Genomic DNA, 14,797 nt, shown 5'->3' with positions numbered 1-14,797 from the left:
TACTTATGATCACTGAAACAAAAATTAAAAACTATACTGTATTCGTAAAACAAGGTGGTGAAAAATACATTGATATTTTCAATGATTTTTTAACACATAATCTTAAGGTACTAAAAGTCTTTCGTAGTATTGAGGATACCAAGGTCGTGTTAATCGATACTGACCATGGGAAATATATTCTGAAAGTATTTCATCCTAAAGTTAAAAATACTGAGCGATTTTTTAAATCACTGGTAAAAGGGGATTACTACGAAAAGCTTTTTTATCAGACCGATCGCGTTCGACAGGAAGGTTTTGACGCGTTAAATGACTTTTATCTGCTTGCCGAAGTGAAGACCCTGCGCTATGTGCATACTTACATAATGATTATTGAGTATATCGAGGGTGTTGAACTGGTTGACCTGCCCGTCATTTCTTCTGATGTGAAAGAGAAGATAAAACAGTCCATTCAAGGGTTACATCGGCATGGTATGGTCTCAGGCGATCCACATAAAGGTAACTTCATATTACAAAATGAAGAGATAAGGATCATTGATCTGTCCGGGAAAAGACCTTCACGACAGCGAATGGCAAAAGATCGTATTGATTTAGAACGTCACTATGGTATTGAAAATAACAAAAAAGACCTCGGTTTTTATCTCCTGGTGTATAAGAAAAAGTGGCGGAACTTTCTGCGCCGTCTAAAAGGTAAAAGTGTGCGCTAAGTTTCAATGTGAATATTTAGAACGTTGCATTTGGTCGTTCTAAATGCAAGAATGGATTTGTATATTTTGTGAGCAAATTTGTTCATTCTATTTTGTTCATCCTCGCTAAAGATAAACCATGAACACTTTCCTCAAAGATTCATCGTGATTTAAGTTGCATGACAAGCCTACAGGTTTCATATGAGTAATGTTAAGTTTATAACTCGAGCAGGTGTTCAGCAACTTATTGCCAGCAGAACATCTGATAACGCGATCATTTTCTTATCGGGACCCACCTCCCGAGGGACTCCGCTTTCTCTTTTGCAGAACAATGATGTCATTACCGTTAACGGCGCAGCGGAATACTTGCTCAGTAATAGTATTACTCCCTTCATTTATGTCTTAACAGATGCGCGTTTTTTGCTACAAAGACGCCATGATTTTTATCAATTCAGTCGGGCGAGCAAATTCACTGTCGTCAATATGGATGTTTATGAAGCCGCTACGGAAGATGATAAGAAATATATGCGGGCTCATTGTTTTATTTTACGTGCATTTTATAAGCGTGAAAAAGGCGGTTTTTTCAAGAAGCTGAAACTGGAAATGCTTTCAAAATGGAATAAAAAGTTACTGATTCGAGTGCCCGTTTCTAAACGTAAAAGACTGGTTGGATTTAGTAAGGATATCAGCTTAGGTTACTGCTCATGCCATACCGTGGCGTATACGGCGATGCAGATTGCGTATTCATTAGGTTATGACAACACGATCTGCTCCGGGTTAGATATCACCGGGAGTTGCGCGCGTTTTTATGATGAAAGCCGTAACCCGATGCCTTCTGAATTGAGCAAGGATTTAGTCAAAATTCTGCCGTTTTTCCAGTTTATGTGTGAGAATGTTGATGACTTTAGTATCTACAATCTGTCTGACGATACCGCAATTAGCTACGATATTATTCCTTATATCAAGGCAACGGACGTCGCAACGTTGTCATCCAAACTGCGCTTCATGAACAACGCGCACGATCTTCACGATCGTGCCGATTCTTATGTCAGTTAGTGTTAACCTTTTATTTATTGTAGTGTGGTAACTCGCATGGGTTTAGGTGCTTTTCATAAGAAAAAAAGATACTGCATTAATAAACTTAAGATTAATTTTTTGTCTTTTTTCTTCACCCGGAAAAAGAATAATAAAATTAATGCAGATAATATTCAGACCTGCTTGCTAATCCATGATAACAACAAGTTAGGCGATTTGATTGTTTTGAGTTCGCTGTATCGCGAACTGTCTAATCGTGGTGTCAAACTGTCAATTTTAACCACCGCAGCGGGAAAAGCATTTCTTTCCGGTAATAGCAGAATACATCAATTTTATATTAAAAAATCAAATGCCATCAGTGATGTACTGGCATTACGTAAACAACTTTCCGGCGAGTCTTTCGACATCGTACTTGACCCTTTTGAAACCATGCCCTCATTTGGCCATAGCGTGTTGTTGTCTGGTGTCAGACACTCGTATATCCTGGGTTTTGATAAGTGGTATAAACGTTACTACACCGTTTATCATCCGCATGATGAGATGTTAACGGCGCATATGTGTACGCGGGCAGGTGAGATACTGCGTCATTTTTATGGCGATGAGCGTAATGAATTTGATGTCAGTTATGATTTACCCCTGCCGGAGTCGGTTGAAAAAGACGTTCAGAAATTTGTCGGCGACTCAAAAATAGTTATTATCAATGCGTTGGGCGCAAAAAAAATATGTCGATTATCCGATGAGCAGATTAGTACGATTTATTCGCATCTTTGCGAACATTACCCGGAATACAGGATTATCTTTACCGGCCTGGCCGAAGATATTCGGTCTATTCCACTACCGGGTATTGAATCTCTCCCCTTTAAGGAATTCATTTATACCGTCGCCCTGACAAAATTCAGTCAGTACGTGATCTCAGTAGATACCGCACTGGTCCATATTGCATCGGCATATGAAATTCCCACGCTCGCACTTTATCCGAATGCGCGACAAGAGACCTACCCCTCACATCTTGTCTGGGCACCGAATAACTGCAATGCCTTACAGGTGATCTCTCCGACGTATACGGTGAAGGATATTAGCCTGGACGTTCTGGCTGAATCGGTAGAAGATTTGCTGTCAACGCGTCAGAAGTGAGGGAATAGCCACTTCTGACGGTCAACTTATTGTGGCGAAATATCGCCGTGCTGGCGGTTTTTCTTGAGGAAGAGCATTAAAACGATCGCGGTTATTAAGATGATGGGCACACTGCGAGACCAGAGAATAACATCACTGAGTCCAGTCCCGACGATCGCTAACGTTAGCGCAAAGAGTCCCAGCGAACGGTGGTAATAGACCGTAAAGAACAACGCGACATAGAATAACAGCGTCGATAGTACCCCTGTGATCCCTTTCAGTGAAGCGGCTTCGATAAACTCGTTGTGTAAGTGGACATTCGAAAACTCCAGCGCGCCTTGCAGATATTTATTTTCATTTGCGAGTTCGGTCATCCGCTGAGCCCGTGTATCGGCCGATCTTGCCGCAAGCGGAGCCTCTTTAAAGATGTCGAAGCCAATTTCATACATCGCCAGTCGCGCGCCCAGGGAACTCTTGCTATTGCCCTGGCTATAGCGCGTCAGATCCGAGACGCCTTCGTGGTAACGGTTATAAATCGGCTTGCTAAACAGGGCAACCAGCACAACCAGCGCGATGAAAAAGCCAATCACTGAAAAGAAGAGTTTTTTCGGCGACTTGATATACCCGGCAACCAACGACAGCGCACATATCACCGGGAAGATCAGCAGCGCGGAGCGCGTCTGGGTGAGCGCCAGGGCGTAGAATACTGCGATAGCATTCAGTAAGAATAATATCGGGTGATTCCGTTGGGTATAGAGAATCGATATACCGCTGACAATGCCAACAAACATAATAGAGTAGGCTGCGCCCGTGGCCGAACCAATGCCGAAATCAAGACGAATTATGCCGGTGGTGGCTTTGATATAATACGCATATCCCGCGATAAAAAATGACAGTGAATACAGGATATAAAGCGGTAATTCTTTCTTAAAGCGAATTCTGGACGTCAGTGCCAGCAGGGTAAGAAATGCGCCAAAAAGAAAGATCTTCGCGGTGTTCAGGTAACTGTGGTACGTCGCGCGAAAGGGAGAATGATCAACCTTAAAGGCAGAATACCAGGCAACGTCCAGCGCGCCGATGATAAAAATAGCGAGCGGCAGCAACCAGTACTGTACTGAATAGCTTTCAGGCTTACCGCGCAACAGTAGCGCCAACAGACCCAGTATCGCGGTGACATTATAGAGCTTCATGCTCAGCGTATTATCAAATAGTGCAACAATCAGCGTGATGGTGCAGAGCAAATAGGTTGTTATTTCCAGCGCTGAAGACGTCTTCGCGGCGTAGTGACGCCACGGACTTATAAGACTCAAGGTTGGCATTCATTTACCTTTTATAATAATGATGTGAGCTCGTCGCGGACGGAATCAGCGCTTAGCGTTGCTAATTGATTTCCTGGCGCGCGACACGCCACCTGGTTCTTCCCATAACCACCAATGAGCCCCGGATCCGTAGGACCGTACAACGTGATATTGGGTCGATCGAGTGCAGCGGTCAGATGGCTTAACCCCGTATCGACTGAAACGACAAATTTTGCCCCAGCCAGCACTCGAGCGACACCTTCCAGCGTCATTCGCGGTAATACCTCAACGTGAGCGAATCCTTCCGATAACCTCTTCGCCCGTGCTTCTTCATGAGGCGCACCCCAGGGCAATTTAATGCTTATCCCACTGTCAGCCAACAGACTGATTAACGTTCGCCAGTTCGACTCCGGCCAGTGTTTATCATCGCGCGTAGTGGCATGCAAAAATACCGCATAGGGCTGTTCATCCGTATTTCCGAAGGTAAGGAAATGCTGCGCGATGGCGTAATCGCCCTGTGACATCGGTTTCTGATAGCCCAGGCTTTTCGCGAACAGTTCACGCGTACGCTCTACGGCATGCTGTTGTCTGGCGATGTGATGGCGGCGATTATAGAACAGACTGGCCAGCGGTTCACGCGCGGTTTGCCAGTCCATGCCGTGTTTTGTTCCATGCGCCAGACGCGTGACCAGCGCCGCGCTTTTCACCAGCCCCTGAGCGTCGATGATCGCGTCATAGCGTTCGGCCTGTACGGCGTCACGAAAGGCTTTGCGCTCCGCTTTAATCGGTGCTGAAAACCAGGCTTTACGCCAGCGGCGAATCGCCACGGGGATGACGCGGTTCACCGCGGCATGCCAGGACGGTATCTGCGCAAATCCTTCTTCAACCACCCAGTCAAACTGAATATCCGGGATGGCCTGTTGTGCATCCGTGAGTGCCGGCAGCGTATGTAGCACATCACCCATTGAGGATGTTTTGACGATCAGAACCCGCATTCGTCAGGCTTCCTCTTGCAGTAACAGGCTGTTGAGTTCTTCCAGTACGCGCGCAGGTGTAATGTCGATCAGGCTCTGATGATAGCCCTCGGCGGCATCGCCTTTACGCACTTTGTGATAGCCCGTAATCAGGCGAATCACGCGCGCTTTATGTGACAGTGGAGGGGTGAAATCCGGGCTGCTTGGTCCATAGAGGGCGACCAGCGGACGGTTCAGCGCCGCGGCGACGTGCATCAGGCCGGAATCATTGGTGACAACGGCCTTACACGCGCCAATCAATATGACCGCCTGTTCCAGTTGTGTTTCACCTGCCAGATTACGGCACCAGGCCTGCTGTTCGTCACTTAACGTTGCCTGAATTTCGTTTCCGGCCTCATGATCTTTCGCCGAGCCAAACAGCACAATCTGATAGCCTTCATCAATGAGCTGTTTTGCCAGCTCTGCATAGTGGTAGTGCGGCCAGCGTTTTGCCGGACCGAACTCTGCACCGGGGCAAAAGCCGATCATTGGACGTTCGTCAGAAAGCGAAAACGCGCTGCAGGTTAACGACTTCTCGCCTTCGCTCACCTGGAGTTGCGGCCATAGCAGCGGCTGCGGCAGATCTTTTGCCGTGCGCATCACGCCTTTGTCGTAGGCCAGCGCGACATAGCGTTCGACCATTAAGGGCCATGCGTCTTTATCCAGTACGCGCGCGTCGTTAAGCAGGCCGTAGCGCATTTCGCCGCGCCAACCCGTACGATGAGGGATACCGGCAAAGAAAGGAATCAGTGCGGATTTAAACGAATTGGGCAGTACATACGCACGGTCGTAGCGTTTTTCACGCAGGCTGTGACCGAGTTTGCGACGTTCGCCCAGTTCCAGCGCCCCATGTCCAAGCGGCATTGGAATCGCCTCGTTGACTTCCGGCATCCGCGATAACAGCGGACGGCACCATGCCGGTGCCATCACGTCGATTACCGCCTGGGGATAGCGCGCCTTGAGCGTGCGATAGAGACTTTGCGACATCATCATGTCGCCCACCCATGACGGGCCTACCACCAAAATTTTCATACTTACGCGTCGCGGTTCAGCCAGACCATATATTCCGTTACGCCTTCGGCAACGGTCTTGAAGGGCTTATCGTAGCCCGCAGCGCGCAGGTTGGTCAGATCGGCCTGAGTAAATGCCTGGTAACGACCTTTCAGTTTTTCCGGGAATGGAATGTACTCAAGCTCGCTTTTCTTATGGTACGCCAGCGCGGCATCGGCTACGGCCTGGAAGGATTCAGCACGGCCAGTGCCCAGGTTAAAGATGCCGGAGACGTCATTTTCCCAGAACCACAGGTTAACGTCAGCTACGTCGCCAACATACACGAAGTCGCGCTTGAAGTTTTCACTACCTTCGAACAGCTTCGGCGTTTCACCATTGTTGAGCTGCGTATTGAGATGGAAAGCCACGCTTGCCATGCTGCCTTTATGGCCTTCACGCGGTCCGTAGACGTTGAAGTAACGGAAACCCACGATCTGTGAATTGGCCTCTGGCAGGATCTGACGCACGTACTCGTCAAACAGGAACTTTGAGTAGCCGTAGACGTTCAGTGGCTTCTCATATTCGCGGGATTCAATGAAGTCAGAAGTACGACCGCCATAGGTGGCCGCAGAAGAGGCATACAGGAACGGAATTTCGCGCTCCAGGCAGTAGTGTAGCAGCTCTTTGGAGTACTGATAGTTGTTATCCATCATGTACTTACCGTCCCACTCGGTGGTGGAAGAGCAGGCACCTTCGTGGAAAATCGCTTCGATCTCGCCGAACTCTTCACCCGCCATAATCTGGATTAAGAAATCTTCTTTATCCATGTAGTCGGCAATGTTCAGATCCACCAGGTTAACAAATTTGGTGCCGTCTTTCAGGTTGTCCACCACCAGAATATCGGTGATGCCTTTATCATTCAGGGACTTAACGATGTTGCTGCCGATAAAGCCCGCGCCGCCGGTAACGATGATCATAACTGTAACCTATGAATTATGGAGTCAGAGACTATCTCAGACACGAATATCTCTTATCATATCACTACATAGCGTTGGCTTCAGCCATTCACCGAATGGTCGTGTGGGTACGCGTGATTTATCCTGCATTTTAAAGAAGTGATAATGCGTCATCTCGTATCAGCGACCAGGGTTAGGTAAGATGTGCTGAAATTTGCCCAGTCTGGAGAATCGCAATGCGTGGGGATTTTTACAAACAGTTAACTAACGATCTGCAAACCGCCCGTGCGGAAGGATTGTTTAAAGAAGAGCGCATTATCACATCTGCTCAGCAGGCAGATATCACTGTGGCGGATGGTAGCCACGTCATTAACTTCTGCGCCAACAACTACCTGGGGCTGGCGAACCATCCGGAGCTGATTGCCGCGGCGAAAGCCGGTATGGACTCTCACGGATTTGGGATGGCGTCGGTGCGCTTTATCTGTGGCACTCAGGACAGCCATAAACAGCTGGAACAAAAACTGGCTGCATTCCTCGGCATGGAAGATGCCATTCTTTACTCCTCCTGTTTCGATGCCAATGGCGGTCTGTTCGAAACGCTGCTGGGTGCTGAAGATGCGATTATCTCTGACGCGCTGAACCATGCCTCTATCATTGACGGCGTGCGACTGTGTAAAGCGAAGCGCTTGCGTTATGCCAACAACGATATGCAGGAACTGGAAGCTCGTCTGCAAGAGGCGCGCGATGCCGGGGCTCGTCATGTGCTGATTGCCACCGACGGCGTGTTCTCAATGGATGGTGTGATAGCCAACCTGAAGGGCGTGTGCGATCTGGCAGATAAATACAACGCGCTGGTGATGGTCGATGACTCCCATGCGGTAGGGTTTGTTGGTGAGAACGGTCGTGGTTCCCACGAATATTGCGATGTGATGGGCCGTGTGGACATCATCACCGGGACGTTGGGTAAAGCGCTTGGCGGGGCTTCTGGTGGCTATACTGCCGCGCGCAAAGAGGTCGTTGAGTGGCTGCGTCAGCGCTCTCGCCCCTATCTGTTCTCCAACTCGCTGGCCCCGGCGATTGTCGCTGCTTCCATCAAAGTGCTGGAGATGGTCGAGTCTGGCGGCGAATTGCGCGATCGCCTGTGGGCAAACGCGCGCCAGTTCCGCGAGCAAATGTCTGCCGCCGGGTTCACTCTGGCTGGTGCCGATCACGCGATTATCCCGGTAATGCTGGGCGACGCGGTGATTGCACAAGAATTTGCCCGCGAGCTGCAAAAAGAGGGTATTTACGTCACAGGATTCTTCTATCCGGTTGTTCCGAAAGGTCAGGCGCGCATTCGTACTCAGATGTCTGCGGCGCACACCCCGGAACAAATCACCCGCGCGGTGGAAGCCTTCACCCGCATTGGTAAACAACTGGGCGTTATTGCCTGAGGATGTGAGATGAAAGCGTTATCCAAACTGAAAGCGGAAGAGGGCATCTGGATGACCGACGTTCCGGAACCGGAAGTTGGCCACAACGATCTGCTGATTAAAATCCGTAAAACAGCCATCTGCGGCACTGACGTTCACATCTATAACTGGGATGAGTGGTCGCAAAAAACCATTCCGGTTCCTATGGTTGTCGGCCATGAGTACGTTGGCGAAGTGGTCGGTATCGGTCAGGAAGTGAAAGGCTTTAAGATCGGCGACCGCGTATCTGGCGAAGGTCACATCACCTGCGGACACTGCCGTAACTGTCGTGGCGGACGTACCCACCTGTGTCGTAATACCACGGGCGTAGGCGTGAACCGTCCGGGCTGTTTCGCAGAATATCTGGTGATCCCGGCGTTCAACGCGTTCAAAATTCCGGACAATATCTCGGATGATCTGGCCTCCATCTTTGACCCGTTTGGCAATGCGGTGCACACGGCGCTGTCGTTCGATCTGGTCGGCGAAGACGTGCTGGTGTCGGGTGCCGGTCCGATTGGCATCATGGCGGCTGCGGTTGCGAAGCACGTGGGCGCACGCAACGTGGTGATCACCGACGTTAACGAGTACCGTCTTGAACTGGCGCGTAAGATGGGTATCACCCGTGCGGTTAACGTGTCAAAAGAGAGCCTGAGCGAAGTGATGGAAGAACTGGGCATGACCGAAGGGTTTGACGTCGGTCTGGAGATGTCCGGTGCGCCGCCAGCCTTCCGCGCGATGCTGGACACCATGAACCACGGTGGCCGGATTGCCATGCTGGGCATTCCTCCCTCAGACATGTCTATCGACTGGACGAAAGTGATCTTTAAAGGGCTGTTCATTAAAGGCATTTACGGTCGCGAGATGTTCGAAACCTGGTACAAAATGGCTGCGCTGATACAGTCTGGTCTGGATCTGTCGCCCATTATCACCCATCGCTTCTCGATTGATGAGTTCCAGAAAGGCTTTGATGCAATGCGCTCAGGCCAGTCCGGGAAAGTCATTCTCAGTTGGAATTAATCAGAAAAGGCCGGAATGTCCGGCCTTATTTCCTGAGGAATATCTGGAAAGCTGTAAAGAATTGTCATTGTCATAAATAATTCGTAATCACGTCGTAGTCTTATATTGCTGTTTACCTGATGCCTCTACGCTGAAGTCTCCTGGAGCCTTTACAAATATTATTTTCAGCCTTAATCGTTTCTTAATACAAAGGCTGTAAAAAGGCAGATAACTTCAAAGGTATTCGGTAATTTATTATGATGAACAGTACAAACAGACTCAGTGTTATTATCCCGTTATATAATGCGGGTAATGATTTTAAAGCCTGCATGGAATCTCTCATCGCGCAAACGTGGACTGCCCTGGAAATTATTATTGTTAATGATGGGTCAACGGATAATTCTGTTGATATAGCAAAGTATTACGCCGAAAACTATCCCCATGTACGACTGCTGCACCAGGCGAACGCCGGGGCTTCGGTTGCCCGCAACCGGGGGATGGACGTTGCCACCGGCAAGTATATCGCGTTTGTCGATGCGGATGACCTCGTCTATCCGCACATGTACGAAACGCTGATGACGATGGCGCTGGAAGACGATCTGGATGTTGCGCAGTGCAACGCCGACTGGAGCGAGCGGGATACCGGCGTGACCTGGCAATCCATTCCAACCGACCGTATTCGCTCAACCGGCGTATTAACCGGTCCGGACTGGTTGCGTATGGCGCTCTCTTCCCGCCGCTGGACTCACGTGGTGTGGATGGGCGTTTACCGTCGGGATGTGATTGAAAAGAATAACATCCGCTTTATTTCCGGATTACATCATCAGGATATTGTGTGGACCACGGAGTTTATGTTTAACGCGCTGCGTGCCCGTTATACCGAAGAATCTTTGTATAAGTATTTTCTGCATAATAATTCTGTCAGCCGACTGAAACGTCAGGGTAATAAAAATCTGAACTATCAGCGGCATTACATTAAGATTACCCGCTTATTAGAGAAGCTGAACCGGAATTATGCCGACCGGATTACGATCTATCCTGAATTTCATCAACAAATAACGTATGAAGCATTGCGTGTTTGTCATTCCGTGCGCAAAGAGCCGGATACGTTGACGCGTCAGCGAATGATTGCCGAGATTTTTACCTCGGGGATGTATAAACGTATGGTGATGAACGTACGTAGCGCTAAAGTCGCGTATCAGACGTTACTGTGGTCAGTACGATTGTACCAATGGCGCGACAAAACGCGTTCGCACCATCGTACCGCGCGTAAAGCGCTTAACCTGGGTTAGCGGTGTTGTCGCGGGGCGATTTTCCCCAACCCTGCCACTGATTCTGGAACCAGTTCACCAGCGTACTCTGGCTGATGCTTTCGCTTAACACGCTGAAGAATCGACTGGTGTAGACCGGTTCTAACGGTTTCTTCGGTTTACACAACTTCACGCCGCGGAACGGATTTCGCGGGGCATCATTGGTTTTCGGCGGTGTCAGATTCGGCGTGGAGGTATCCACCTGCGGCTCATTGAGCAGGCTGCTCGGGCGCACAAGGGTGATGTCGGCTGGCAGGTTATACACCATTTGCTGTAACACACGCACCGTCGACGGATGAGGATGGCCTATTGCGATGGCAGAACCATTGCGGCGAGCCAGATCAATCGCGCGGGTAAACTGGCGGCGAATGTCTCCTTCGTTTTGCGTGTCATCGAGAAACACTTTCCGCTTAATCACCTTCACGCCGGTCCCGGATGCGGCACGCATCGCCTGACTGTTGCCGATGGTCATACTGTCGAGAAAATAGAGATCGTAGCGTTCCAGCGCCTGCATCACTTTCTGCATACCAAACAGGCTGGAGGTCATTGCGCTGCCCATGTGGTTGTTGAGCCCCACCGCGTAAGGCACTTTACCAACCGCCTCGCGGATGATCCGTTCAATTTCGTCGCTGCTCATCTCCGGGCGCAGCGTGTCCTTCTCCAGCGGCTGTTTACTCAGCGGCGCCATCGGCAGATGGATCAGCACTTCATGACCGCTGTTGTGCGCTTTGGTCGCCATTTCGCGCGCATGAGGTGCATTCGGCAAAACGGCAACGGAGATCGGGGCCGGCATCGCCAGAACCTGATTTTCGTAATGTGGACGATAGCCAAAATCGTCAATGACGATGGCGAGTTTGCCAGCAAAAACAGGGGATGCGAATGCCAGCAGGCTGGCGAATGAAAGAACGGTACGGCGAAATTGAGGCAAAACTTATCTTCCCAACCACGGTTGTGGATTGACGGCCTGACCCTGGCGACGAATTTCGAAATAGAGCGACGGTCGGCCCTGACCACCGCTGCTACCCACCAGCGCAATTGGCTGACCGGCGCGAACCTGCGTACCGACGCTGACCAGCGCGCTCTGGTTGTAGCCATAAAGACTCATATCGCCCTTGCCGTGTTCAACGACGACAACCAACCCATACCCCTGCAGCCAGTCCGCCAGAATGACACGACCATCGGCAATGGCTTTCACTTCAGTGCCTTCAGACGCACCGATAACCATCCCTTTCCAACGTAGCTCACCTTGCAGCTGTTCGCCATAGCGATGCAGCGTGGGACCACGAACCGGCCAGAATGCCTGACCGCGTGGCGAACCCAGTCCGCCGGTACGCGACATCAGCGATTTCTCACTGTCAGTGGGTTTGTAAGTGGTGCCTTTGCGGGTAGCCTCTTTCTGGCGATTACGTACCGCTTCCGCCTCGCGTGCTTCGCGTTCGGCGCGTGCTTTGGCGGCCGCCTCGGCTCGGGCAATGCTATTGCGCAAACGGGATTCGTTGGCGCGCAGTTCACTGAGCTGTTGCTGACCCTGCTGAATAGAGGACTCCAGCCCGGCAAGGGTTTTCTTACGTTCGTTACGCGCCTGCTCAAGCTTCGCCTGCTGGGCGCGCTGTTCATACAGTAGGGTCTGTTGCTGACTCTGCTTCTCTTCCAGTTCAGTACGCTGGGCGGCGACCTCTTCGCGAGTCTGCTTCAGCTCGTTGATCGTCTCCTGGCGCGCCTGGTTCAGATAACCGAAGTAGGCCTGCAAACGTTGGCCGCGCTGACTCTCTTCACCGCTGAGGATAAGCTGAATGCCGGTGTGTTCACCCTGGCGAAACGCCGCGTCCAGTTGCGCGGCAAGGCTGCGCTCCTGATTGGCTTTCTGCCGTTCCAGCTTCGCGATAGACGCATTCATTTCATCGATTTGCTTGTTCAGTTGCGCGAGGGTGTTTTGCGTTTCACGTAACTGGCGTGCGGCGGCAGAGATGGCCTCTTCCTGCGCCTTCAGTTGCGCAAGCAGGCCTGAACGCTGCTGCTGTTGTTGACGTACCGCACGTTCTTTGGCGGCGATATCCGCCTGAATGGATTTAAGCTGATCGCGGTCATCCGCGTGGGCGGAAAAGGCGCACAACAATACGCCAGCGCTCACCACGCTGGCGTAAATCAGGGGCCTGACTGAAAACCGTCTTGGCTTCATGGCCCCATTTTTGCTATTTATCGTCTTTCCCCTCATGGGGACGGATTATTCCACGATGAACAGCGGCTTACCAGTCATCTCTTGCGGGATTTCCATGCCCATCAGTGTCAACATGGTTGGGGCGATATCGGAAAGTTTGCCGCCTTCCATCGCTTTCACATTTTTGTTGCCGACATAAATCAGCGGTACCGGCAGGTTAGTGTGCGCGGTGTGCGCCTGACCGGTTGCCGGATCGCGCATCTGCTCGGCATTGCCGTGGTCAGCGGTGATCAGCAGTTGACCGCCAACGGACTCAACCGCTTTCGTCACCTGCTCAACACAGTGATCCAGCGCTTCAACCGCTTTAACCGCCGCTTCCATCACACCCGTGTGACCGACCATGTCGCCGTTCGGGTAGTTACAGATGATGGTGTCGTATTTTCCGCTCTCGATAGCCGCAACCAGTTTTTCGGTCAACTCTGCAGAGCTCATTTCCGGCTGCAGATCGTAGGTCGCCACTTTCGGTGAGTTGATCAGGATGCGGTCTTCACCGGTGAACGGTTCTTCGACGCCGCCGTTGAAGAAGAAGGTGACGTGGGCGTATTTTTCGGTTTCGGAGATACGCAACTGCGTTTTATCGTTCTTCGCCATCCACTCGCCAAACGTGTTTGCCAGCGAAGCCGGTGGATAAGCAACGGCCGTTTTGATGTCGGCTGCGTATTCGGTCAGCATGACGAAATTCAGGTTAACCACTTTCTTACGTGCGAAACCGTCGAAGTCAGCGTTAACAAAGGCACGGGTGATTTCACGCGCGCGGTCAGCACGGAAGTTCATGAAAATCAGGGTATCACCGTCTTCCATGGCGGCGTCAGCCTGACCTTCCGCGCGGATCACGGTCGCTTTCACGAACTCATCGTTTTCATCGCGGGCGTAGGCAGCCTGCAAACCTTCAACGGCGGTATTGGCCTGGAATTCACCCTGCGCCAGCGTCATCAGGTCATACGCTTTTTCCACGCGATCCCAACGGTTGTCACGGTCCATGGCGTAGTAACGACCCACAATGGAGGCGACGCGACCTTTGCCCAGCCCGGCAAATTTCTCTTCAAATTTTCTCAGGGAGGACTCTGCACTGCGCGGCGGCGTATCGCGACCGTCGAGGAAAGCGTGCAGATAGATTTTTTCTGCGCCACGTTCTGCTGCCAGTTCAACCATCGCCATGATGTGATCTTCGTGGCTGTGGACGCCGCCAGCAGAGAGCAGGCCCATAATGTGCACGGCTTTACCGGCATTTTTCGCCTGGTCAACAGCCGCGGTCAGCGTTGGATTAGCAAAGAAAGTCCGTTCTTTAATTTCAACGTCCAGACGGGTCAGGTCCTGATACACGATGCGGCCCGCGCCTAGGTTAACGTGACCGACTTCGGAGTTACCCATCTGACGATCGGGCAGGCCGACTTCCAGGCCGGAAGCATCGATCAGGGTATGCGGGCGTTTTGCCCACAGCGCGTCCATTACCGGGGTTTTGGCATTAAAAATGGCGTTGTCCTGGCTCTCTTCACGGTAGCCATAGCCATCCAGAATCACCAGTACCATAGGTTTTTTAGAAACCGACATTGCGAAACCTCACACTCAAGAGACAAAATAATTGCGTAATTTTACTACAGCTGAATCGATAAAATAGCCTCAGAAGATCAAAGAATGGGGCAGGGTAGTTCCTGGATGGCACGGATTTGCGCTTTTTTTTCCGTAGTGCCCCGCAAAAATGCAATCCATTGCACGCGCTGGCTGTATTTGCGC

13 protein-coding genes are annotated in these 14,797 nt (G+C 50.9%); 6 read left to right on the top strand and 7 right to left on the bottom strand.

Annotated features, from left to right (window positions below; translation table 11 throughout):
- Positions 1 to 5: 5 nt before the first annotated feature.
- The 3 genes from rfaY to QQZ17_RS12800 all read left to right on the top strand — a co-directional run bounded on the left by rfaY (position 6) and on the right by QQZ17_RS12800 (position 2,852).
- On the top strand, positions 6 to 704 hold the full coding sequence (gene rfaY / locus QQZ17_RS12810; RefSeq protein ID WP_152400631.1) for a lipopolysaccharide core heptose(II) kinase RfaY: 699 nt from the start codon (positions 6 to 8) through the stop codon (positions 702 to 704).
- A 180-nt stretch (positions 705 to 884) separates the two neighbouring features.
- Positions 885 to 1,739, top strand: coding sequence for a 3-deoxy-D-manno-oct-2-ulosonate III transferase WaaZ (waaZ, locus tag QQZ17_RS12805; protein ID WP_152400629.1), 855 nt, complete (start codon positions 885 to 887; stop codon positions 1,737 to 1,739).
- A gap of 36 nt (positions 1,740 to 1,775) precedes the next feature.
- Complete coding sequence (locus QQZ17_RS12800; protein ID WP_152400626.1) at positions 1,776 to 2,852, top strand: glycosyltransferase family 9 protein; 1,077 nt, start codon at positions 1,776 to 1,778, stop codon at positions 2,850 to 2,852.
- A gap of 26 nt (positions 2,853 to 2,878) precedes the next feature.
- On the opposite strand, the gene QQZ17_RS12795 is transcribed toward QQZ17_RS12800, so the two are convergent.
- The 4 genes from QQZ17_RS12795 to rfaD are packed head-to-tail and all read right to left on the bottom strand — an operon-like array spanning position 2,879 to position 7,109.
- Positions 2,879 to 4,150 carry an O-antigen ligase family protein gene (locus QQZ17_RS12795; RefSeq protein ID WP_152400624.1) on the bottom strand — a complete coding sequence of 424 codons (1,272 nt, stop codon included), beginning with the start codon at positions 4,148 to 4,150 and terminating at the stop codon, positions 2,879 to 2,881.
- Positions 4,151 to 4,161: 11 nt separating this feature from the next.
- Positions 4,162 to 5,124 (bottom strand): lipopolysaccharide heptosyltransferase RfaC, encoded by a 963-nt coding sequence (rfaC, locus tag QQZ17_RS12790; RefSeq protein ID WP_152400622.1) that lies wholly within the window; start codon positions 5,122 to 5,124, stop codon positions 4,162 to 4,164.
- Between the two features lie 3 nt (positions 5,125 to 5,127).
- Complete coding sequence (gene rfaF / locus QQZ17_RS12785) at positions 5,128 to 6,174, bottom strand: ADP-heptose--LPS heptosyltransferase RfaF (protein WP_152400620.1); 1,047 nt, start codon at positions 6,172 to 6,174, stop codon at positions 5,128 to 5,130.
- 2 nt (positions 6,175 to 6,176) lie between these two features.
- Positions 6,177 to 7,109: an ADP-glyceromanno-heptose 6-epimerase gene (rfaD, locus tag QQZ17_RS12780; RefSeq protein WP_152400618.1), complete on the bottom strand. Its 933-nt coding sequence runs from the start codon at positions 7,107 to 7,109 to the stop codon at positions 6,177 to 6,179.
- A 215-nt stretch (positions 7,110 to 7,324) separates the two neighbouring features.
- Here rfaD and kbl point away from each other — a divergent pair, with 215 nt between their 5' ends.
- The 3 genes from kbl (at position 7,325) to QQZ17_RS12765 (ending at position 10,827) form a co-directional block, all read left to right on the top strand.
- Positions 7,325 to 8,521, top strand: a complete 1,197-nt coding sequence (kbl, locus tag QQZ17_RS12775; protein WP_152400615.1) for a glycine C-acetyltransferase — start codon at positions 7,325 to 7,327, stop codon at positions 8,519 to 8,521.
- Positions 8,522 to 8,530: 9 nt separating this feature from the next.
- Positions 8,531 to 9,556, top strand: a complete 1,026-nt coding sequence (gene tdh / locus QQZ17_RS12770) for an L-threonine 3-dehydrogenase (RefSeq protein ID WP_042323301.1) — start codon at positions 8,531 to 8,533, stop codon at positions 9,554 to 9,556.
- A 236-nt stretch (positions 9,557 to 9,792) separates the two neighbouring features.
- Positions 9,793 to 10,827 (top strand): glycosyltransferase, encoded by a 1,035-nt coding sequence (locus tag QQZ17_RS12765; protein ID WP_152400613.1) that lies wholly within the window; start codon positions 9,793 to 9,795, stop codon positions 10,825 to 10,827.
- Here QQZ17_RS12765 and QQZ17_RS12760 read toward each other — a convergent pair.
- The 3 genes from QQZ17_RS12760 to gpmM are packed head-to-tail and all read right to left on the bottom strand — an operon-like array spanning position 10,814 to position 14,614.
- Positions 10,814 to 11,773 (bottom strand): divergent polysaccharide deacetylase family protein, encoded by a 960-nt coding sequence (locus QQZ17_RS12760; RefSeq protein WP_152400611.1) that lies wholly within the window; start codon positions 11,771 to 11,773, stop codon positions 10,814 to 10,816. The two genes, QQZ17_RS12765 and QQZ17_RS12760, sit on opposite strands and share 14 nt — an antisense overlap.
- Positions 11,774 to 11,776: 3 nt before the next feature.
- Positions 11,777 to 13,060: a murein hydrolase activator EnvC gene (gene envC / locus QQZ17_RS12755; protein ID WP_152400609.1), complete on the bottom strand. Its 1,284-nt coding sequence runs from the start codon at positions 13,058 to 13,060 to the stop codon at positions 11,777 to 11,779.
- A 9-nt stretch (positions 13,061 to 13,069) separates the two neighbouring features.
- Positions 13,070 to 14,614 (bottom strand): 2,3-bisphosphoglycerate-independent phosphoglycerate mutase, encoded by a 1,545-nt coding sequence (gpmM, locus tag QQZ17_RS12750; protein WP_152400607.1) that lies wholly within the window; start codon positions 14,612 to 14,614, stop codon positions 13,070 to 13,072.
- Positions 14,615 to 14,797 lie beyond the last annotated feature (183 nt).

It is taken from the genome of Citrobacter sp. T1.2D-1 (assembly GCF_950098555.1).
GTDB classification, from domain to species: Bacteria; Pseudomonadota; Gammaproteobacteria; order Enterobacterales; family Enterobacteriaceae; genus Citrobacter_A; species Citrobacter_A telavivensis.
Note: the sequence above shows the minus strand (reverse complement) of the source record. Positions and strands in the feature narration are given on the sequence as shown.

Coding starts and splice junctions, on each gene's coding strand:
- tdh (WP_042323301.1), top strand. CDS start 8,531: ATGAAAGCGTTATCCAAACTGAAAGCGGAAGAGGGCATCTGGATGACC.
- QQZ17_RS12800 (WP_152400626.1), top strand. CDS start 1,776: ATGGGTTTAGGTGCTTTTCATAAGAAAAAAAGATACTGCATTAATAAA.
- envC (WP_152400609.1), bottom strand. CDS start 13,060: ATGAGGGGAAAGACGATAAATAGCAAAAATGGGGCCATGAAGCCAAGA.
- waaZ (WP_152400629.1), top strand. CDS start 885: ATGAGTAATGTTAAGTTTATAACTCGAGCAGGTGTTCAGCAACTTATT.
- rfaC (WP_152400622.1), bottom strand. CDS start 5,124: ATGCGGGTTCTGATCGTCAAAACATCCTCAATGGGTGATGTGCTACAT.
- rfaY (WP_152400631.1), top strand. CDS start 6: ATGATCACTGAAACAAAAATTAAAAACTATACTGTATTCGTAAAACAA.
- QQZ17_RS12765 (WP_152400613.1), top strand. CDS start 9,793: ATGATGAACAGTACAAACAGACTCAGTGTTATTATCCCGTTATATAAT.
- gpmM (WP_152400607.1), bottom strand. CDS start 14,614: ATGTCGGTTTCTAAAAAACCTATGGTACTGGTGATTCTGGATGGCTAT.
- kbl (WP_152400615.1), top strand. CDS start 7,325: ATGCGTGGGGATTTTTACAAACAGTTAACTAACGATCTGCAAACCGCC.
- rfaF (WP_152400620.1), bottom strand. CDS start 6,174: ATGAAAATTTTGGTGGTAGGCCCGTCATGGGTGGGCGACATGATGATG.
- QQZ17_RS12795 (WP_152400624.1), bottom strand. CDS start 4,150: ATGCCAACCTTGAGTCTTATAAGTCCGTGGCGTCACTACGCCGCGAAG.
- rfaD (WP_152400618.1), bottom strand. CDS start 7,109: ATGATCATCGTTACCGGCGGCGCGGGCTTTATCGGCAGCAACATCGTT.